We start from the raw sequence: 23,344 nt of genomic DNA on the forward strand, positions 1-23,344 counted from the left end.
GCGGTCGCACCGAGGGTGCCGAGCTTGTAGACCTCGATCTGACCGACGAACGTCAGCATGAACAGGTTGCGCGTCGTGTCGATCTCGAGGACGACCTCGGCGTGGATGTGCAGGAGCGGCTCATCGATGAAGTCGCCCGCCTGCAGCATGATCCCGCCGGACAGCTCGATGAAGAACGATGTGCCCTGCACGATCAGCCTGAAGCTCTGCGCGCCCCCGTCGGCGAGGTTTCCGGCCGTGTCGCGCCATGCCCCCGGCGCGAAGGTCACGGTGACGGTGCCCGCGGTCAGGTCGGACGCCAGCGTGTACGAGTAGCGGGCGATGCCGTCGCCGAACTGCACCCCGGCGTACGTCATCGCCTGCGTCCCGCCGCCGGTGAGCGTCAGATCGTCGGCGCCCAGGCTCGTGGTGTCGACGGCCGCGCCCGCGACGGGGGTGAGACGCACTCCGATCCACGTGCGCGGGCGGATCACGGCGTCGGTGAGGTTCGCCTCGGCGGACGCTGCCGCCGGGTGGCTTGCGGCCGAGTAGATGACGCCCTGCGTGTTCTTCCACGATCCGTCGACGAACGACACGGTGATGTCACCGGAGACGTGACCCGAGAAGAAGTAGCGGTACGTCGTGCCGGTCACGAGGAGCGCGGCCCCGATCACATCCAGCTCGGTCGTGCCGACCTTGACGACGATCTCGGAGTCGGCGTCGGTGATGGTCGCGGCGTCGACCTGGAGGCCGCCCAGGGCGTGGAACGTGATGTCGACCCAGCCGCGCTGCGCCAGCTTGCTGACGTCGAGCACGGACCCCGGGGTAGGGTCGATGAGCGCTGCGGTCGGGGCGGTGACCGTGAAGGCCTCGGTCTCCGCCGAGTTGAGCACCCCGCCGATGTCGGCGAAGCTGCCGGCGCGGAACGTCATCGTGTAGGAGCCGACGGCGAGGTTCGCCGTGAAGGAGTAGCGGTAGGTGTCGCTCGTTCCCACGCGGACCGGCGCGGAGAGGGTGATGAGGTTGCCGGCGGCGTCGCGGAACTCGAGCTCATCGCCGTTGATGGTCGAGTGGTCGATGCCGGAGCCGGAGGCGCCGCGGAAGCGGATCTCGAAGTACTTGAGGCCGTTGACGAGGTCTCGGCCGATGGTGGCACCGGCGATCTGGCGGACCGTCGCCTCGTTCGTGTTCGGCGTGGACGGGTTGTCGGGCACCGTCTGCACGACGTCGCCGGTGGCGCCCACGACCTGGAAGGACTGGGTGAGGGTCGTGCCGGCTGGAGGCCCACGGTCCGGGTTCACGGTGAACGCCGTAAGGTCGAACACCACGTCCACGCGGCCCGGGAGGAAGGCGCCGCGCAGGAGGAACCGCCAGGTGTTGCCGCCGAGGGGGACCACGCCCGTGATCTGCACGCCGTTCGCCCCGGGGCCGCTGAGCACGAACTCGTCGCCGTCGACCGAGCCCGGGACGATCGCGTACGTGATGCCGCCGACCGACACGGGCGGGATGAACGTCACGTCGAGGTAGGTGACCTGACGGTCCGCCGCGTTGACCGTGACCGCCTGGGGGACCCCCGCCTGCGTGCCCGCGGACGGCTGCGCGCCCGTGTAGGCGGTGGTGCCGTCAGGGAGCGTGTACGACCAGCCGCCGGCCAGGAAGGTGACCTCCACGTCGTCGCCTGCCGCCAGCGCCACGGCCAGTTGGTAGCGCACCCAGACGACCCCGTCCTCGACGGACAGCAGGGTGCGCGCTCCGAGGGTCACGGTCGCCCCGTTCACCTGCAGCGTGATCTCGGGGAGGCCCGCGATCAGCGTGGCGGTGTCGATGAGCAGTCCCGTCGGAACCGCGAACGGCACGTCGATGTAGTCGCGCGCGGGCGCCGTGTACGCGGCATCCGGAACCGGCGTCGTGGTGTCCGAGTATGCGACCTGCACCGCGGCGATCGTGACGGAGGACGTCGCGGTGGCCGCCGTCTCGCGCTCGACCACGACCGGCACGATGAACTCGAAGGCGCCTGCGCCCGCACGGATGGCGCGCGACGTGTCGCGCACTACGGTCCACCCGGCGGCCGATGCGGTGAACACGAGCGCGCTGAGACGGCTGATCACGGATGCTGCATCGACCGCGTAGCCGGACGGAAGCCCCGCGCCCGCAGCATCCGGGAACGTCACGGTGATCTCCGCACTCCACGCGAGGGGCGGCTGCGGTGCCGGTGCGGGTGCCGTGAGGGAGGAAGCCGTCGGGGCGACCGCCGCGAGGTACGACCAGCCGCCCGCGAGCCGGGTCAGCTGCACCGAGAGGCCTGCTTCGTACTGTCCCGTGACCCAGAAGCGGAAGCGGAGCTTGCCGGCCGGCGCGCCGTTGATCTGCGCCGGCGCTCGAGCGCCGTCGAGCACGATCGTGCCCAGGCCCTCGCCGAAGAGCTCGAACTCGGGTGCGAGGTCGAGGATCGACGCGATGTCGAGGTTCCGGCCGTTCACCGCGGCATCGAAATCGACGTCGACGTACGCCGTGGGCGTGACGGTGAGGGTCTGTCCCGACTGGGCGCCCGCCGAGACGGTGCCCCGGTAACCGAGCGGGCTCGCGGCCAGCGTGGCGGTCAGCGCGCCGCTGCCGACGGTGGTGACGATGACCGGGATGCGGAACTCGCCGGGCGTTCCCGTCGCCGTGATCGGCGCGGAGGCGTCGCGCGTCAGCGCCCAGCCGGTGCCGCCGAGCGTCAGGCCGGCGAGGCGGCTGATGACGGAATCGGGGTCGACGGTGAAGCCGACGGGAAGCCCGAGCTGTCCACCGGTCGGGAAGAGGATGCCGACGCTGCCCGCGCCCGTCTCGGTGGGTTCATCCGTGACGGTGAGCGCACCGCTGAGCGTGAACAGGTACGACCAGCTGCCCGACAGGAACGTGAGGTTGACCGTGCCGGTGGTCGCGAAGCGGCCGGTGAGCCAGTAGCGGTACGTCAGGGTGGTCGCGGTCGTGTCGACGAGCTGCGGCGCCTGCGTGCCGTCGAGCTGGATCGTGCCGAGGCCCGGGCCCGACAGCTGGAACTCGGCGGCGAGATCGGTGATCGACGCCTGGTCGATGGTGAAGAGCGTCGGCTTGGTGAACGTGACCGTGATCCACGCCCGGCCGTTCACGACGTTGATGTCGACGGAGGCGCCCGGGGTCGGGTTCGTGATGACCGCGGTCGCACCGGTCACGGTGAAGGACAGCTGGGTGGCGGCACTCGGGGCGCCGGCCGTCGTGCCCGCGGCCGTCGTGAGGTCGGCATTCTTGACCGCGCCCTGCGCGAAGTCGATCACCCAGCGCCCCATGCCGAGGTCGTCCGTGCCGATCGCGTAGCGGAAACGGGTCGTGCCGCTGATCCGCACTGCCGCGGTGAGCAGCTCGGAGTCGGTGATGGCGTCGGCCTCGACTCCCTGGGTCTCGGCGAGCGAGGCGCGCGTCAGGACGTCGACGCGTGCGCCGTCGGCCATGTAGAAGGCACCCGTGCTGTCGACCTGCAGTTCGGCGAGCGTCATCCCACCCGCGGTGGTCACCGCCAGGATCGGCACCGGGCGTGTGAAGGTGAACACCCGCGGCGGGTCGGACCCGCGGGTGAGGGTGAACTTCACCTGGTCGGTCAGGACGCTCGCGAGGTCGAGGCTCGCACCGGCCGCCGGCGTGTAGGAGATGTCGAGGTACTTCGTCGAACCGGCTGCCCCGTTGACGACGCCGACGTCGATCGTGCCGCCGTTGGTCGTCGGACCTCCGAGGTCGATCACGGGCGGGGTGCCGGTGGCGATCGGGTCCGCACCCTCGACCACGTCGAAGGCCACCTCGTTGCCGGACGAGTCGCGGAAGCCCATCTTGAGCTTCCCGTAGATGGTCAGCAGTCGCACCTGGTCGGGGAAGTCCGCGAGGAAGAGCACCGTGGCGTCGCCGTTGGCGACCTTCGACAGATCCGCGTACAGGCGGCCGCTGATGGAGATGTTGTCCTGTGCGAAGTTCAGCTTGCCGATGATCAGGATCTTGCCGTCGGTCGAAATCTTGACGATCACCTGACCGTTGAACACCGCTTGCGACGTGAAGATCGAATAGATGCGGGCGGACCCGGTGATCACCATGGGCGACGTGAACGCGGCGGCGAAGCCGCTCTGGCCCGGGTTCGTCGAGATCGTCCGGGCCTGCAGGGCGACCTGGTTCTGCAGCGACAGCAGCCACTCGGCGGCCGAGAGCACGGTCGGCAGCTGGAAGGCCGACGAGCGCAGGGCGAACGGATCCTCGATCGACGGCAGCGTCTTGAAGAACTCGACGCCGGCGGCGAAGTCGTTGAGCACCAGGCCGATCTGCGGCACCAGCATGATGCCGCCCGGGATGTTCGCCGTGATGTAGACCTGCAGCGGACCGAGCTCGGAAAGGCCCAGTCGCAGGCCGAACCCGGCGAGGCCGGCGATCGAGATCGTCCCCTCGAGGCCGAGGTAGAACACACGCTGATGCACCGCCGTCGTCGTGTCGAAGACGCCGATGATCGAGTAGTTCGAATCGAGTTTCAGGATGCCGCCGACCAGCCCGGCGGACACCTCGCCGCCGAACATCTTGCCCTTGACGGTGACGCCGATCGAGTCGATGCCGATGATCGGGAACTTGCCTTCGAGCAGCAGCGACGGCTGGATGCGGATGCCCTGGATGGCGCCGGTGATCTGCAGGCCCTGCAGCCCCTGAATGCCGGTCACGCTGGCCGACAGGATCAAGACGAAGTCGCCAGGGCGGTTCTCGATGTCGTCCCATTGGATGCCGATCGCGTCGATGCGTACCGGGAGGAACGCCGGCCACTTGAAGCTGTCCCCGGTGGCGGAGCCGACCGAGAGGAACACTCCGAAGCCCGGGAGCGCCTTGAAGGAGCCGTCGCCGGTGATCGCGAAGTTGCGGCCCTCGCCCGCGATCACGAGCGAGCCGATCGTGACCTTCGCGCCGACGGCCTGCAGCTGGACCATGTATTCGGCGCCCTCGGCACCGGTGTCGAGGCGGAAGTCGCGGGCCGTGAGGGTCACGTACGTGCCGAGGCGGATCTCGAGGGTGTCGACGGTGAGCTGGAACGCGTCGACCTTGCCCCCGCTGAAGGTGAGCGCGATGCGGAACGCCTCGTCGTCGGGCGAGCCGTCCGGCCGACGGTCGTCTGCCGTCAGACGGTCGGTCAGGGTGGCGCCGTAGGCGCGACCGGGGAAGAGTTTGGCGCCGCCGGTCGCGATGTAGATCTGGCCCGTGAACCCGGCGGTCTCGGAGCTCGGCGCGCCGGCCGGCGGGAAGCGGACCTCGAGGCCGGAGACGCCGACACGGATGTCGTCGAGCTCGAGGATCCCGCCGAGTGTGATCTTCCGGTCCGCCGCCGTCGGCGCCAGCGCGTTGCCCGGATCCGGCGTGCCGCCGGCCGCCGGGGCGATGCCGTAGGCCAGCTCGGCCGTGCCGAGCCGGAAGCCGTTGCCGTAGACGGTCAGTCCGGGGATGAGTCCCGCCCCGAGTGCCACGTCGTTGTTGGCGGTGATGTTGGAGGACGCGGCTGGGTTGTAGGGCCGCAGCGACCCGGTGATCCCGAAGGACGGGAGCGTGATCGTGGCGGTGTTGATCTTGACGATCTCCTGGTCGATCGCCCCCTTCGGGTCGTACGCGATCTTGATGCCTGTCGCCTGGAGGCGGGCGACCCCGGGGATCTGCGCGTCGAGCGCGGCGACCTGCAGCCCCCACTTTCCGGTGAGGCGGATGTCGACGTTGCCGCCGAGGAGCCCGAACACGTCGACGGCGAGCTCGAACGAGCCCTGGATGCCGATGAGGTCGACCGTCACACCCGAGTTCGTCTGCGCCGCCGACTGCTGCCCCGTGGTCGGGTTGCCGCCGAAGGCGAGCGAAGCCCGCTGGACGCCGACGATCACCGAGACGAGCACCTTTCCGTCGGCGAACCCGAAGCCGCCGAGGCCGATCGTCGGGCCCTGCAGCGTCAGCGGACCGAGTGCAAGGGGACCGCCGGTCGTGATCTCTCCGGCCGCCGCGGGCGACACGGTGACCGACAGGCTCTGCGTCCCCTGCGTCGGCCCGCCGGACTGCACGATCGCATCGCGGTCGAGCACGATCGAGATCGTGCCGGTGCCGGTGAACAGGCCCAGCGTGTTGTTCGGGTTCTTGTCCTTGAGGAAGTACCGGTAGGTGACGCTGGTCGAGCTCGCGGCGGCGCCGGCGATCAGGAGCGGCGCTCCGACGATCGTGGGGCGCGACCCCGTCATCTCGAGGTCCCCGACGAGGCCGCTGATCGTGAACGGCGCGACCGTCGCGTTCTCGATCGGTCCCTTGTCGATCGGGTCGGCGGGGAGCGTGCCGCCCGCCCCATCGGGTTTCGGCAGGTTCGTGAACGTGATGTCGATGTAGCCCTGCGCGTTCAGCTGGGCGAGGCTGATCGCCGGCGTGGCGATCGACGCGACCGGGGCGGATACTCCGCCCGGCGCGACGGGTGCCAGCCGGAAGAACTGCTCCTGTTCGCCGACCAGCGACGCGCTTCCCGCGGTCACGCTGCCGTCGATGAAGGTGATCGTGACGATCGCGGCGCCGGGCAGGGCGGGGCCGGTGATCGCGTAGTCCCAGGTATTCGCCATCCCGGCGACCGCCACCGCCGTGCCGGGCGTCCAGGTGCCGGACGCGCCGGCGACGCTGATGGAGAACTCGGGGTCGACGTCGGTCACCGAGGTCGCGAGGATCGTGCCGCTCGAGGGCGTGAAGCGCACCCGCAGCGTCGTGATGCTCGATCCGTTGAACACCGAGCCGCGGACCGGGTTGACGAGATCCGCCGTCACCACCGGGGCGGGCTGGGAGCAGATGGGCCGCGGATCCGCCGCGACGCAGGCGGTCTGCGCGACCGGCATCGCCGAGAGCATGGAGAACGCGGCGAGCTTGAAGTTCACCAGCTGGAAGCCGTTGACCGGCGAGATCGTGAAGCTCGCCAAGCCGCTCATGCTCGCGACGCTCGTGGCGCTGAAGCCCACGAAGATCGAGGCGTTGGACAGTGCGAGCGCCAGCGTTCCGTCGATCTGACGGTTGATGCGGAGCGAACCGCGCAGGCTCACCGTGTCGCCCGCCCGGATCTCCATGCCGGTCGCGGCGAAGCTGAAAGCGCCCGCCGCGACGGAGCCGGAGGCGATGGCGTTCGCACCCGATCCGGTGGCGCTCGAGAAGGTGAAGGTCGTGGCGTCGGAGGTGTTCACCTGGAACTGCACCGTGCCGACGATGTTGAGCCCGTCGAGCCCGAGCAGGGCGAGCTCGCCGGTCGCGCGCAGCGCCCATCCGGTGACGTCGCGCTTGAAGTCGACGGAGGCGTTGCGGATCAGCACGCCGACGGCTGCGGGATTGAGCCCGCCGCCCGCGAGCTTCGACGGCCCCGATCCGATGAAGATCTCGAGTCCAGACCCCGAGAACGCATCGCCGCTGATCGCGAACTGACCCGCGCGGATCTCGAGCACGTCCCCGAAGCTGAAGTCGAGGTCCTGCACGATGAACTGGAAGACGGGCGCCGCGGGCACGTCGAGCGTGAGGGTCTCGCCGCCCACGACGATCGACTGCGTCACCTCCGCGCCCGTGGTGTTCACGGTGAAGCCCAGCGAGGCCGACGCCGAGAAGCCCGGCACCGTGACTGCGGCCTTGCCCGTGATGATGCCCGCGATGCCTCCGGTGGCCGTCGTCCTGACCGGGCTGGTCGACGTCGTGGCGCCGGGGGAGAAGACGACGAAGAAGCCGGAGCCCTCCACGATGCCGGGGTTGTCGCCGCCGGTGTCCTCGCCGGCGTCGAGCGTCACGTTCGCGAGCGCGATCTTGCTGACCTGGTTGACGCCCGAGCCGATCCGCTCGAAGGCGAAGTCCGCGGTGATCGTGAGGGTCTCGGTGCCGTTCTGGATGCCGATCTCGATGTTCTCGGCCGCGACGCGCAGGAACGGACCCTTGGGGAGCCGCAGCACGCGGACATTGGCCTGCAGGGCGGCCTGGTTGCCGTTCGCGTTCCAGGTGACGGTGTACTGGCTGCCGGCGAGAGCGACCGTCACGCGGTCCGTGGCGGCATCCGAGTCGAGGAGCGCCTCGATCGCGGCATCGACGACGGATGCTGCGGCCCCGACGTCGATCGGACCGCTGATCTCGCTCGCCTCGAGCACGCCGTCCTTGTCGGCGTCGATCGCGAGCGTGAAGGTGCCCGTCGGCGCCGAGACGGTGATGCGCTGGACCTCGGCCGAGCCCGCCTTGCCGTCGGCCACCGTCGTCACCGAGACTCCGGCGAACTGGAACACCTCGTTCACGACGACGCCCTGGCCGTTCGTGACGAGCGTGTTCAGCTGCAGCGTGAGGTCGGCGGTGATCGTGAGGGGCAGTCCCGGGGTGGTGACACTGCCGGCGATCTCGCCCGCCATGCCGGTGGGCGTGATGATGAACGCGCCGCGCCCGTTCGTCAGCCGAACCCCGACGTCGTCGGCGGTCGACGCGAGGTCGGCCCCCGGGTCGCCGAGGAAGAGCTCGACGTCGGTGAAGGCCATCCGCACGATCTTGGCGCCGGCGGCGGTCTTGGTCTGCTCGAAGACGGCGACACCCTTGAGCGTCTGGCCGAGGATCCCGATCGCGGCCGGGTCGCCGACGAGGCCCACCTGTACGCGGAGCGTGTTCTTGGGGATGGAGAACGCGACCGTCGATCCGCCGACTTCGAGCGACGGGTTCGCGTCGACGGTCGTGTTGTTGACCTGGACGATGACGTCGGCGTCCACGGTGACGCCGGGCAGCACGGCGGAGTTCAGCGTGATCCCGGCGATCAGCGCTCCGGCGATGCCGCTGCGAGTCACCTCGATGATCCCCGACGAGATGGTGGCTGTCACGTAGGTGCGGGTGCCGTCGCCGAGCTCCAGCACCACGTCGGAAAGCGCCAGAGTGATCCGGCCGCTCGGGGTCTCCTTCGCGAACGCGAAGTCGCCCGTGAGGCGCTGCCCCATCACCTCGAGGGAGATGTCGAGCCCCGCGACCTTGAGCCCCGAGGCGATCGTCGCGCCGTCGACCGGGTACGGGTTGAGGAGCGTGTTGATCTGGACCTCGAGCGTTCCGGAGAACGACACGCCGGGGATGAACAGCTCCACCGTCGCCTGGATGCGCCCCGCGATGCCGCCGGCGACCGTCCCGCTCTTGCCGACGATGTCGAAGGCGCCGGAGCCGTCGCGCACGACGACGACGTCGCGATCGGGCGTCCCGAGGCGCAGCGACACGTGGGCGAAGCGGATCTTCTGAGTGGTCACGTCGTCGGGCGTGCCCACGCTGCCGTCCGGACCGATCGCCGTGGACTTCTCGAACGAGATGTCGGCCGTGAGCTGCTGACCGGCGATCGTCAGCGTGAGCGCGGTCACCCCGACCCTGAAGTACGGACCGGCCGGAAGCTCGAGCGTGAGCGTCTGACCGCCCACGACGAACTCCTCGTCGACCGCGACGGGGACGATCTTGGTGCCGACGGTCCGGCGCATGTCGCTGATCTGCACGCCCACCGTCGCGGTGGCCTGGATGCCGGGGCCGAGGCGGATCGACGCCGTCGCGGAGATCGACGCGCCGATGCCGGCGCTCGTCACGAGCACGAGAGCCGTGCCGCCCGTGAGCCGCATGCCGATGTCGTCTGCGACGTCGGCAGGGGAGTCGCCGGGGGTTCCGCCGTCGTCGCCCACGAACAACGCCACATTCGTCGCCGCGATGCGCAGGATGTTCACGTCGTCGGACGTGCCCGCGCGCCCGTCGGCTCCGCCGCCGCGAACCTGCTCGAACAGGAAGGTGCCCGACAGTGACTGGCCGAACACCGTGACCCCGCCGGTCACCTCGACGCGTACGAATCGGCCGGCCGGAAGGTCGAGGCTCAGTGCGCCGAGCGTCGTCTTGACGGCGGTGGGCGCGGTGTTGATCTGCAGCCGGATCGCGAGTCCGGTGCCGAGCGAGAACGGGATGGCGTCGAGCCCGACGAGGGCGATGTTCGCCGAGACGTCGACCGCCATGCCGGCGGAGGTCAGCAGGAACGCGCCGGTCCCGCCGGTCAGGCGCAGCCCGACGTCATCGGCGTCACCGGCGCCCTTCGGGTCGCCCAGGAAGAGCCGGACGTCGGATGCGGTGACCTTGACGACGCGGGAGGCGCCGACGCCCGCCTGCTCGAAGGTGAAGTCGCCCGTGAGCGTCTGGCCGGCGAGATCGAGGGCGAGGTCGTTCACCGAGAGGGCGAAGGCCTTGGTTGCCGGTCGCGTGTCGATCGAGAGGGTCATCGCGGAGGAGGCGGTCACGCCGGGCACGGTGAGCGCGACGGTGCCCGACACGGAGCCGAACATCCCTGTCGCGCCGAGCTCGAGCGTGCCCGCGCCAGCCGCAAGCGTCAGGATGTCCGTCCCGCCGTCGCCGATCCGCAGGCCGACGTTCGTGAGCACGATCGTGGTCGTGGTCCCGGAGCGCTCGAACGCGAAGTCGCCGGTGAGCGACTGGCCGGCGATCGCGAGGACGACGCCCGTGCCGCCCACGCGGACGGCGAGGTTGCCGGGCAGATCGAGCGCGACCGTGCGTCCGCCGACGGTCACGGACTCGGTGACCGGGGTGGCCGACTGATTCATCGCCAGCGCGAACGAGCCGGCGATCGTCACCCCGGACGGCAGCAGTGCGCCGAGGTCGAGCGTCCCGCCCAGACGCATCGCCATGCCGGCGGGCGTCAGGACGATGATCCCCTCGACGCCGGTGAGGATCGGCGCATCGGATCCCAGCCGCACTTCGCCTCCGGCCACGGCGATGACGGTGCGCGCCGACCCGCCGCTCGACGTCGCCTGCTGGAACAGCAGGTTCGCGGTGAGGGTCACGTCGCCGATCACGACCGCGATGCCTTCGCCGGCGATCCGCAGGTACGGCCCGGCCTCCAGTCGCGTGTGCGAGGGATCGGCGAGCACGATCGCCTGGGTCGACCGGTTGATCTCGAACCGCAGCGCGGACGCCGCGACCGTGACACCGCCGCCGAGAGAGATGCTCGCACCTTCGATGGTCAGGATGCCGGCGAGCCCGGTCGCGCCGATCTGCAGCGCTCCCGTCAGCGAGAGCTCTCCGATCGGCGCTCCGAAGTCGGCGACCGCGGCGATCGAGATGTCGACGATCCTGACGCCGCCGACGGTGCGCTGCGAGAAGCCGACCTCACCCTCGGTGAGCAGGAATCCGCCGATGTCGATGGTGATGTTCTCGCCGGCCACGGAGATCGAACTCGCCGCCGGATCGGTCGTGTCGAGCACCACCGCGAAGTCGCCGCTCACGAGGATCCCCGGCAGCGTCACCGCGAGGGTTCCGCTCACGGTGCCGGCGACGCCGGTGGCGCTGAGGACGAACTCACCCTCGCCTCCGGTGAGCGACACGAAGTCCGTGGTGCCGTCGCCGAAGCCGGCGCTCGCATCCGCGATGCTGATCACCGTGGTGGCCGACGGGCCGCTTCCGGACTGGGTGAACGTGAAGTCGCCGGAGAGCCGCTGCCCCGCGACGACGATCGCCACATCGGTGCCCTCGACGCGGAGGAAGGGGCCGGCGAGCAGGTCGAGCGCGACGGTGGTTCCGTCGACCTGGAAGCTCTCGTCCACCGCAGGGCCGGAGTTGACCGCGACGGTGAACGTGCCGCTGAACCGCACGGCGTCGCCGGGGACCAGGAATCGGAGCGTGCCGGTGATGCGTCCGGCGAGCCCCGAGTCCCGCATGAGGAATACGGCGGAGCCGTCGGTGAGCCGAACGCCCGCAGTCGTGGTGCCGAGCGACAGCGTCAGCGCCGACGCGATGATCACGGTCGTGCTGGGTGCCGGAGTGCCCGGGGGAGCGCTCGGCAGCACCGGTCCGCGCACCTGCGAGAAGACGAAGACTCCGGACAGGGTCTGTCCGGCGATGGTGAGGGCCGCCGGCGCGGCGAGGGTGCCCACCTGAACCCGCAGCGAACTCGCGGGCAGCACCACTCCGCCGACGGTGCGGGCCGCCGTCGAGGTGTTGAGCTGCAGGCCGATGTCGCCCGTCAGTTCGACCTCGTCGCCCGCGTTGAGCGTCAGATTCGCGACCAGGACCGTCGCGAGGCCCTGCGGTGTGAGTTCGAGCGTCCCGGCGGCGACGGTGGCGATGGCGACGCCGTCTCCGAGACTGAGGGTGAGGGGCGACCCGCCGTCGCGGGCGTCGGCCCCGAAACGCACGCGCAGCCCGCCCCCGGCGAGCGTCTCGAAGGCGAACGTGCCGGTGAGCTCCTGCCCGGCGACCGCGAGAGTGAGGTCGCCGACCACGAGCAGATGCGGTGCTCCCGCTGCGCCCTCCGCCACGGTGACGGCATCGTCTCCCGTGCCGAGCACCTGCTCGGTGGTGGTCTCGTTGTAGGAGATCCACGCCGTGCCCGCGAGCGTGACGCCCGGGATGCCCACGAGCTCGACCGTTCCCGAGATCGCGACGACGCGGCTGCCGGTGGTGCCCTTGACGAAGCCGTTGACGCCGGTCAGGTAGAGGCCGACGGCGAAGGGGTTGCGTGCGTCGTCCTCGACGAATCCGGGACCTTGCCCGACGAAGACCGTGAGGTCGGACACCGCGAGCTCGGCGCCGCTGAAGTCGACGCTGCCGATGATCTCGACGAAGTCGCCGAGCTTGATCGAGCCCGACACCGCCAGGGCGATGAAGGCGCCTCCGGCGTCGGCGATCTCGTCGGCCGCGAAGACCAGCGGCACGTCCACTCCACCGACCGTGATCGTCTGGTTGAGCGGCTGCGTGGTGCCGTTGTACCGGACAGCGACGGTGGCCTCGGCTTCGAGCCCGCCCGCTGCGGCTGCAATGGCGCCGGAGAACGTGCCGACGATGCCGCCGGTGGTCAACAGGAACGCGCCGCGACCGTCGACGATCTCGAGCCCGTCGCCGCCTTCGGGCGTCAGGGCGACCGAGACGTCGCTGAACGCGATCGTCGTGATACCGGTCGCGGTACGGCTGAGGAGGAAGTTCCCCGAGAACGACGGGCCGCCCGCGACGCCCAGCACGCCGCCGGTGACGGAGAAGTGCAGGAAGGGGCCGGCGGGGACGTCGATGCCCAGGTCGGTGCGGCGCACCGCCGCGGTCGACGTGTTGATCGCGAACGCGATGTCGCCGCCGAGCGTGAGACCCGCGGGGAGCGAGAAGATCCCGGTCACGCTGCCGGAGAAGCCGGCAGCGACACCGCCGGGCGTCACGATCAGGGCCCCCGACCAGTGGTGCGCCGCGGTGACGTTCACGAACGTCCCGAGCTGCAGCGTGAGGTCGGTCACCGCGAAGGCGACCTCGCCGGTCGGGGTGCGGCTGATGAGCACGCGGGCGGCGCCGAGCGACTGGCCCGCGACCGTGATGCTCGCGCCGGTCACCTCGATCTTGAGGCCCGGCTGCACGACGACCTCCGCGGGTCCACCCGGGTCGAGCGTCACCGCGGCGAGGCCGGAGTTGACCTGCACCGCGACGTCGCCGCTCACCGCCAGCCCGGGCACCGTGACTTCCAGCGTGGCCGCCAGCGAGCCCGCCATGCCGGCGGCCGTGATCCGGAAGGACCCCTGGATGCCCGTGACGCGCACGAGGGGCGATGTCGGGGTGCCGAACACGATGACGCCGCTCGACACCGTCAGCGTGAGCGCGGTGCCTTGTGTGACGACCTCGATGTCCCCGGCGAGGGTCTGGCCCGCGATGACGATCGCGACGTCGTCGCCCACGACCCGCAGATACCCGCCCGATCCGCCCGCGGGGAGGTTCACCGACACGGTGCCCGTACCCACCCGGACGGTCTCGTCGACCTCCCCGGAGGTGGTGTTGATCTCGATCGTCAGCGTCGCGGCGATGCTGACGCCGGGCACACCGGTCAGCGCGGCCGCGCCCGTGACGCGGCCCGCGAGTCCGCCGGTCGACGGCAGCACGAAGAGCGCCTCGCCACCCGTGAGCGACAGCGCCGCGGAACCCGCCCCGATCGAGACCGAGACGTTCGTGAGCGCGATGCGGGTGACCACAGAGTCGTCGGTGCCGCCCGCGACGCCGTCGGCGCCGTAGGAGGTCGCGCGTTCGAACGCGGCATCCGCGCGGATCCGCTGATCCCGCACCGTCAGGACGACCCCCGTACCGGCGATGCGCAGGTACGGCCCCGCGGGGACGTCGATGGTCACGGTGCCGGCGCCGACCTGGAGCGTGTCGTTCACCGCGAGCGAGGTCGTGTTCACCTGCAGCTCGAAGGAGCCATCGAGGGAGAAGGCCGAGCCCGACACGCCGACCGTGAGCGAGAGCGAGCCGGCCACACCGTTCGGGGTGACGACGAAGAGCCCCGAGCCGTCGCTCACCGTGAGCGGGCCGAGGGCGAGGGCGACGTTCGCGACGCCGACCCGCACCACCGTGCCGGTCGCGCCGGCCACCTGCTCGAAGGTCACGTCGGCGCTGAGCGACTGGCCGAGAACGATGATGGTGAGGTTCTCGCCGCCGACGCGAATCAGGCCGCCGGGGAGGGCTTCCGACCACCCGGCGACGGTCTGCGCCGTGCCGGTCGTGTTGAAGGCGACGGTGATGGTGCCCGTCACCGCGATGTCGGAGACCCCGAACGCGACGGCGACGGTGATCGCGCCGTATGCCCCCTCGGGTGCCAGCACGATGGTCGCCGTGGAGCCGGTGCCGGATGCCGGCTGGCTCACCGTGAGCAGCGGGGCCGCCCCGCCGAGCACGATCCGCGTGTTGCGAAGGGTGAGGGTCAGTGTGCCGCCGTCGTCGACGACCTCGATGTCGGTGGTCAGCGTCTGCCCGGCGATCGTGACCGCGACCGCCGTGCCGGCGCCCCGCACGTAGCCGGTCGCGCCGCCCGCCGGGAGGGCGAGCGTCAGGGTCTGACCGCGGACGAGGAACGTCTGGTCGACGGCATCCGTTCCGGTGTTGAACTCGACGGCCAGTCCGGCCGAGAAGGCGACGCCGGGGACGTCGAGGGCCAGGTCACCGGTGATGCGGCCGGCGAAGGTCGAGGAGGCGCCCGCGGACGACAGCAGGATCAGCGCGGCTCCGCGCGACAGCACGAGGGCGCCGCCGGCGAGTCGCAGCTCGACGTCCGTGGCGGCGACCCGCAAGAGAGCCTTCGTGGTGTCCGGCGCACCCCCCACGCCGAGCGGCGTGACCCGCTCGATCGCGATGTTCGCGGTGAGCGACTGGCCGAGCACCTCGAGCGTGAGGCCTGCTCCCTCGAAGCGGAGGTACGGACCGGCGGCGACGTCGAGCGCGTGGGCCGTGGTTCCGACGACCACCAACGCCTGCACGCGCGCTCCGGTGGTGTTGAGCACGAGGGAGAGCTCGCCCTCGAGGCTCGCGTCGGCGCCGAGGCGCACCGAGATCGTGCCGTCGATGCGTCCGGCGAAGCCTGCCGCCGTGAGCACGAGGATGCCGGATCCCACGCTCAGCCGCACGCCCAGGTCGTCGTCGAGAGCGGTGCCGGTGTCACCAGGGGTACCGCCGTCGTCGCCGAGGAAGAGCGCGACGTTCGTGAGCCCGACGACCGTGGTGGCGACGCCGCCGGCCGTCACCCTTTCGACGGCGATGTCGGCGCGGATCGTCTGACCGAGCACGGCGAGGTCGAGGCCGGTGAGCGCGACCCTCAGGTACGGACCGGCGGGGAGCGCCGCGGCGCCCACGGTCACGGCGGCCGCCGACGTGTTGATCGCGAGCTCGGCGAGCACGGCGTTCACGCCGAGCGCGGCGATCGTGATCGTGGCGCTCAGGGTGCCCGCCACGCCGCCGGAGCGCACGACGAGATCGCCCTGGATACCGGTGACGGCGACGGCATCCCCGAGGGCGATCGCCCCGTCGCTGACCGAGAGGGTGAGATCGGTGCCGTCACGGCCGAACGAGAACGTGCCGCTCAGCGATTGCCCGCCGAAGGCGAGCGTCGCTCCGCTGACGACGAACTCGGTGATCGCAGCATCCGTGGCGAAATCGACCAGCACTCCCGGCGCGGTGCTGCCGGGGATCTCGATGGTCTGGGTGACCGCCAGGCCGGTGTCGTTGACGCGCACGCTGGTCGTGCCCGTGATGGTGACGCCGGGCACGCCGATGATGCTGACCGTGCCCGTCGCGACGAACGCGTGGCCTCCGCCCATTTCGACGAGGCCGATCGTGGCGTCGGTGAGGAGCACTCCCATTGCGAGAGGGTTGAGCGCCCCGGATTCGAGGAACGCCGGGCCTCGCCCGAGGAAGATCGTGAGACCGGATGCTGCGACCACGCGCACCGGCACGCCGCCGATGACCGTGTCGCTGAAGGTGAGGTTGCCCTCGATGGTGACGAAATCGCCGATCGTCAGGGTGAGGTCCGACGCGGTCAGGCTGAAGATGATGTCGCCGCTCGCCGGCGCCGGGAGCTTGAAGACCAGGTCCGAGCCGCCGACGCGCAGAACCGTGTCGATGGCGACCGCCGTGGTGTTGATCTGCAGCAGCACGGTGCCGTCCACCGACACCCCGCCGCCGCCGAGCGACGCCGACCCCGACAGGAAGCCCGCGACACCGTCGGCGCGGAGGATCAGCGCACCCGACCCGTCGAAGAGCGAAGGGTCGGAGTCGCCGTCGAGCGTCACGGCGACTCCCGTCATCGCGACGATCGTCTCCGGGACCCCACCCGGCGCGGTCGATCGGGTGAAGGCGAACGAGCCCTCGATCGTGCCCGCCCCCAGGATCTCCGCGGTGAGCCCCGACACCTCGACGCGAAGATACGGTCCTGCCGGCAGGACGCCGCTTCCCGCGTCGAGCGGCCCCGGCGTCGTGTTCACCGCGACGCTCACCGTCGTTCCCGTCACGGAGAGGAACTCGGGCACGCTCAGGTTCGCGGTCGCCGAGATGCTGCCGGCGACGCCGGCGGGGGTGATCACGAACGCCCCCGTGATGGCCGAGACCGAGACGAACGAACCGAGGCTCGCCGTGCCGCCGGTCACCGCGACCCGGTAAGAGGCCGACCCCGACGTGACGGTCCGCTCGAACCAGACGGTGCCGGTGATCGACACCCCCGCGACGGTGACCACGAGGGAGGAGGCTCCGACTCGGAACGCACCGGGCGCGATCGCGCTGTGTGCCGCGGTGTCCGTGTTGAACTCCACGGTGAGCGAGCCGGCGCTGATGCCCACGCCGGGAAGGACGAGGGCCGGTGTACCGGTGAAAGAGCCCCAGACGCCGCCGGCGCCGACGCCGAGCGTCGCCGTCACACCGGTGACCGTCAGGATCCCGTCGCCGAAGGCGAGGCTGCCGTCGGTGATGCCGATCGTCGTCACGCCACCGGTGCGCTCCACCGAGACGGAGCCGGTGAGGCGCTGCCCGGCGATGGTGAGCACGACGTCGGTGCCCGCCAGCTGGAGGTAGCTCGCGCCTCCGGCCGGGAGGACCAGCGCGACGTCCGTCGCGCCCACGGTGACGGTGGTGTCGACGTCCGCACCGGTCGTGTTCAGCCGCACGGCCAGGGCGCCCGTGAACGAGACGCCCGGCAGGGCGACCGCGACGACTCCGGTGAACGAGGCGGCGACGCCGGCAGCCGAGATCACGAGCGCCCCTGCGCCCTTCGTCAGCGTGACGACGGGCGCGCCGCCCGCGGAGAACACCAGTCGGCCGTTCGCCACCCCGGCGCGCATGATCACGGTGCCGGCGGCGTCGACGCCGCGTTCGAACGTGAGGTCGGCGGTGAGCTCCTGACCCGCGACCGTGACCACCGTGCCCGTGGCCTCGATGCGCAGATACGGTCCGGCGGGCAGATCGCCGACGGCGGCGGATCCGGTGTTCACCGCGACGCCCACCAGCGATGCGAACGAGAAGCCGGTGACCTCGGACGTGATGCCCGCGCTCAGCCGCCCGGCGACGCCCGTCGGCGCGATCGTCAGGGATCCGGTGATGTCCGAGAGGGCGAGGAGGTCGGTCGTGCCCGACGTGATCGCGAAGGCGCCGCCCGCGACGGTGATCCGCGTCTGGGTCGCGCCGTCGACGACAGCGCGCTCCACCGTGAACTCGTCGAAGGTGATCTGCTGTCCGGCCAGCGTCAGGATGACGCCCGTTCCGCTCACACGCACGTGGCCATCCGCGGCGGCCGTGCTGAGGTCGAGGTCGAGCGACGTGTCGAGGGCGAGACCGGGCACCGCGATCCGCAGGTCGCCGGTCAGCGTGGCGGCGGCCTCGCCTCCGTCGAGGGTGAGGGTGCCGGCGCCGTTCTCGAAGCGGGCGGAAGCCGCGCCGGCGCCGAAGGCGAGCGACAGATTCGCGACAGTCACGGTGAATCCATCGGCCGTGGTGGCGAACTGCAGGTCGCCCGTCATCGCCTGCCCCAGCACCGTGATCGTGAGGCCGGCCCCGCTGTAGGAGTCGCCTTCGGCCGCGGCGAACACGATCGCGACCTCACCGGTGCCGTCGCCGAGCGCGACGACCTCGTCGACCGCGCCGGTGAACCCGTTCACCCGCGCGCGGAAGAGGCCGCTGACCGCGACGTCCGTCCAGCCGGTGAGGGACACCGTGCCGCTCGCGTCGAGCGCCATCGTGGTTCCGGTGGCCGATGACTCGACGTACAGCCCGACGACCGCGCCCGACAGCGCGAGCCCGCCGCCGAGGTCGATGCCGAGGTTCCGGGCCGCGATCGCGACCGCCGTGGTGCCGGCGGCCGTGTCGATCTCGACGCGGCCCGCGAGTGTGGCGGTCACGAAGCCCGTCGCGACGACCGTCGCGGTGAGCACGCCGCTGACGCCTGCGGGCGCGAGCACGAGGGTGCCGCCGCCGTCGGCGAGGTCGAGGGTCTGCGCGCTGCCCGAGGCGAGCGTCGCCCGGAGCTCGCTGACGATGAGCGTCGTGACGCCCGCCGCGTGCGTGATGCGCACCCTGCCGGTGAGCGTGGTGTCGGCGATGTCCAGCTCGACGTCGCCCGCCAGCGCGAGGCCGTCGGCGCCGCTGTAGCTCAACGTCGCGTTCGACACGGTCAGGCCCGAGCCGCCGGCGCTGAAGCTCACGGTGCCGCCGGTGAGCGTGAAGTCGACGTCGCCGGTGTCGTCGCGGGAGACCAGGCGCAGCGTCCCGCCGGTGATCTCGACCGCGTCGCCGAAGGCGGCGGAGACCCCGGTGGCCGTGATCGTGAGGTCGGAGCCGTCCTGGCTGAGCGTGGCCGACGTCACGGCCAGCTCCGCGATGTCGGTGCCGCCCGCCGACACCGAGATGCCGAACGACGTGTCCGGTGTGGCCGGACCCAGGGTGATCAGCAGGCTTCCGGCGTCGAGCGTCGTCGCGGCCGCGAGCGTGTACGTCGCGCTGACCGCGGCGCTCGCCTGGATGCGCAGAGCGCCGACGGCGAGGTCGAGCCGGAGCGTCGCGGTGAAGCTCGCGGTCCCCGTGTACGGCGAGGTGAGCCCGCTCAGCGAGATGGACAGGTGGATGCCGGTCAGCGAAAGTGCGTCGCCGAGCACGATGTCGTCGAGGTCCTGGTCGTACGGGTGGCTCGCGACGTACGCCTCGAGCTGCTGCACGATGATGCCGACGATGCCGGCCAGCGGGGAGCCTGCGACGTAGTCCGAGAAGTGGGGGAGCGCGGCGGTCAGAGTGCCGGCTGCGGCATCCGCGGTGGTCGCGATCGCCTGGACCGAGCCGTCCGGTGCGACGTACCAGATGCGCGGCTGGCCGATCGTGCTCGCGACGGCGATGGTCAGCACCGGATCGATCAGGAAGGTCGAGATCAGGGTGCCGGTCCGGGCGTCGTATGCCCGGAGGTCGAAGACGGCGGAGCGGGTGAGGATGCCGGGGACCGCAGCATCCCGTGCGGTGATCGTGACCCAGGCGTCGGCGGGCAGTGCGCCTGCGGCGAACGAGAGGGTGGCGCGACCGAGGGTGACGGTGCCGCCCGCGGCGGCGGAGACGAGGATGGCCCCTGCAGGCGGCGTGATCGCCGGCGTCTGCGCGGAGGGCGAGATCTCGAGGGAGGCGGTGGGGTCGAGGAGGGTGATGGCGGCGTCGACGTCGACGCGGAGGGAGACGGGTCCGTCGGACGCCGGGGGGCCGCGCCCGGCGTGGAGCACCACGTCGCCGCCCGACAGGATGTGGCTGTTCACGCGCACCGTTGCGGCACGCAACAGGGACGGGAGCAGGAAGGTCTCGCCGCCGAGGGCGCCCGCGCCGCCGGACGTGGTCGAGCCGCCGCTCACGGCGGCGAGGCTGACGCCGCCACCGGAGCGCAGCGGCGCCGAAGCGGCACCCAGCGAGCCGAGCGAGGTGGTGACCGTCGCGGCGATCGCGACGCCGCCGAAGGCCCGGAGCGGAAGAGCGGTCGGGGCGAGCGCGGGCATCGACGTCGTCGCCCCGCCGAGGCCCGCGAGCACCGACACCGCGGCCGATGGGGCGACCGCACGGCCTTTCGTGACGAGAGCCGTGGCGTCCGACTGCCCGACTGCCGCGAGCTCCACCGCACCCGCGACATCGGCGCCGCGCGCCAGCCGCACCGCGGCGTCGTGGACGCCCAGGGCGAGTGCGGCACCCGCGCCGGCGGCGCGGACGGTCGCCGTCTGCTCGGCGCGGAGCGAGAGGTCCCCGGCGACCGCGAGCGGCGAGCCGCCGTCGATCGAGGCCGAGGTGAGCGCCGTCGACGAGACGAGCGCCCAGCCCGCGCCGCCGTCTGCGGCGACGGCGTGGCGCGCGGTGGCGCGGAGGGTGAGATCTGAGACGCCGCTCAGCGCGGCTCCTTCGCCCACTGCGGCGCCCGACACCTCGCGCACGACGAGAGCCGTGATGCCGTCGGCTGCCTCCGCCGTCGCGTCGATGGACGAGTCCGCCTGGACCGTCGCCTTCGTGTCGTCGAGATCGACCTTCGCCGACGGGGCGAAGCGCGCGATGGTCTCGAGGAACGCGCGGCCGACGGCGACCGCTCCCGCGTGCGGGTTCGCCGCGAGCGCCGCCTCGCTGAGCTCGGACTGCGCCGGGGCCGAGCCGCCCGTGCCCGCCGCGACGACGCGCAGGGATCCCGCGGCGGTCGCGAGCAGGAGGAGCCGCGCCGCGGTGATCGACTGATCGCCTTCGACGACGGCGTGCGTGACGCGCACGAGGTCCGCCTCGGCGAGTCCGAGTCCGGCGCCGCCTGCGGCGATCGCGCTCGCGGACGCCGCGTTGCGCGCTTCGATGCGGACGCTGCCGGGAGTGGTGATCGTGGTGCTGCCGCCGACGCGCGTCACGGCCGACGACTGGTTCTTCACCAGGGCGGCGAGGCCGTTCGCGGAGGAGGCCGTGGTCGAGGAGCTGCTGAGCAGCACGTCGCCGGTCGCCGCGATGGCGGAGTCCACCACCGCGACTCCGGCGGACGACGACGACCACGGGCCCGTCGCATCCGTCGAGTCGGCGCGCAGAGTCACCTCCCCGCCGGAGAGCCGCGCACCCGTGACGGTGACGGAGGCCGCGGCATCCTCGCCGTGCGTGCTCGCGTCGCTCGCGACGAATGTGATCGCCCCGTCGCGGTCGGTGCCTGTGGTGTCGACGAACGCGCCGGAGCGCACCGTGATCGATCGCGCCTGGATCGTGAGGTCGGCGCCCGGAAGGACGACCGTGCCCTCGACCGCCACGGCGCTCTGGCCGGTGATCAGCGCCGCCACACGCGGGGCGAGGAAGGTCAGGCTCGCGACCAAGGCGTCCAGCCGCAGCCGGGCGGGCGTGCCCGACAGCACGACGGCAGCCGGGAGGCCCTTCACGAGCAGCGCGTCGAGCGCGCCGTCGATCGCGAGTGCGAGTCCGGCGATGCCGGTGAGGTCGACGGTGAACGACGCGGCGCCGTCGACGCCGCGCACGATGACGTGGGTCAGCCCCTGCGCCTCGACGGCGACGGTCGCGCCGGAGCCGGAGGTGAAGACGATGCGCCCTCCGACGAGGGCGATGCCGCCGGCCGCGGCCTCGGCCGCGGTCAGGGCGAGGGTGGCAGTGCCGTCGGCCACGTTCCAGGCGAGGGGAGCCGACGTGGGCGCCGCCGCGGCTTTCGGCGTCGTCGCATCGGTCGTCGCATCGGCGGGCTGCTCCACGGTGGCGGGCGCGGCCGGCGTCTCGGCCGTCGGCTCGGCCACCGGAGCGGGCACCTCCGCCGGGGCGGGCTCCGTCGGGGCGGGCTCCGTCGGGGCGGGCTCCGCCGGCGCCGGCTCAGCCGGTGCGGGGGGCTCGGGCGCGGGGAGGATCGACGCGTCCACTCCGCGGCTCTCACCGGGCGACAGCGTCTCGGCCATGAGCCCGCCGCCGTGACCGGCGCCGAGTGCGTGACCGACCTCGTGTCGCACGACCGTGAGGAGGTCCATGCGCGACCAGCCCCACCCGGCGGCGTCGTCGTCGATCACGATCGCGCGACCGGATGCCTCGCCGAGGCGTGCGTCAGGCAGCGAGGCGACGGACGCGGTGATGCCCGAGACGTCCGCTCCCGCGCCGGCCCACTCACCCAGGACCTGCGCCAGGGCGCCCGCGAGCGCGCCCGCGCCGAGGAACTGGTCGGGGCCGACGGGATCGCCGGGCGTGCTGGACGCGCTCATGGGCTGCACGGCGTCGTCGTCCTCGGCCGCAGGCGGCGGGGTCGGAGTCGGCGTCGGCGTCGGCGGGGGCGTCGTCACTCCCGCGCCGTCGTCGCCCGAGATCGTCGCATCGCCGTTCTCCATCGGGCACGAGATCGAAGCGGGCTGCCCGTTGGTCCCGCCGACCGTGGTGCACTGGCTCGTGGAAAGCGCCTTGGCGAGCGCCGCGAGCGCCTCCTGCAGCTTCGCATCCGCTTCCGCCTGTGCCTGCGCGGCCTGCTGGGCCACGGCCAGCTCCGTGACGTACGCGCTCTGCTCCGCACGCACCACGCGCTCGCGACGAGCCGCCTCCGTGCGCCGTTCCTCCTGGGCCGCGAAGACGGAATCGAGCGCGGCACGGGCCTCGTCGCGGGGAAGCACCTGGACGACGACGACTTCGGCGTCGCGGAGGTGGACGATCTCGGGCGGGGTCTCACCAGGAGTCGTCGCGGGAGCTGCCGGCGCCGCCGGCGTTCGCTCGACCGCGGTCGGTTCCGGGGTGGCGGCATGCGCCGGCACGACGCCGGCGACGACGAGGGCGACGCTCACGAGGGCGGCGACGGCGGCGGAGCCGGCACCGTGCGCGCGCCGACGAGCAGCGCTCTTGCGCGCACCCGATTCAGCTGCCCCCGACGGCATGATTCCCCCACGCCTGACCCCACCACCCGAAGGCGGGGTCGACGTGGCCGAGTATGGCACCGACGCCGGATCGGTTACAAGCAGATTTCCTCAAACATCTGGACTTCTGCGGCGTGTCGCGAAACTTCTTCGGCGTGTCGCGAAGTCATCCACGGCGTGTCGTGAGAGCGCTC

General features: G+C 71.7%; 1 protein-coding gene (cut by a window edge). It reads right to left on the reverse strand.

Annotation, left to right across the window (positions count from 1 at the left end; all coding sequences use genetic code 11):
- Positions 1-23,171, reverse strand: the 5' portion of a protein-coding gene (locus ACFVSU_RS02200) for a hypothetical protein (protein WP_387137409.1). It extends 14,275 nt beyond the left edge of the window; 23,171 of the gene's 37,446 nt are visible here — the first part of the coding sequence; the start codon lies at positions 23,169-23,171; the stop codon falls past the left edge of the window.
- Between the last annotated feature and the right edge of the window lie 173 nt (positions 23,172-23,344).

The organism is Microbacterium sp. NPDC058062, assembly GCF_042885375.1.
In the GTDB taxonomy this organism is placed as follows: Bacteria; Actinomycetota; Actinomycetes; order Actinomycetales; family Microbacteriaceae; genus Microbacterium; species Microbacterium trichothecenolyticum_C.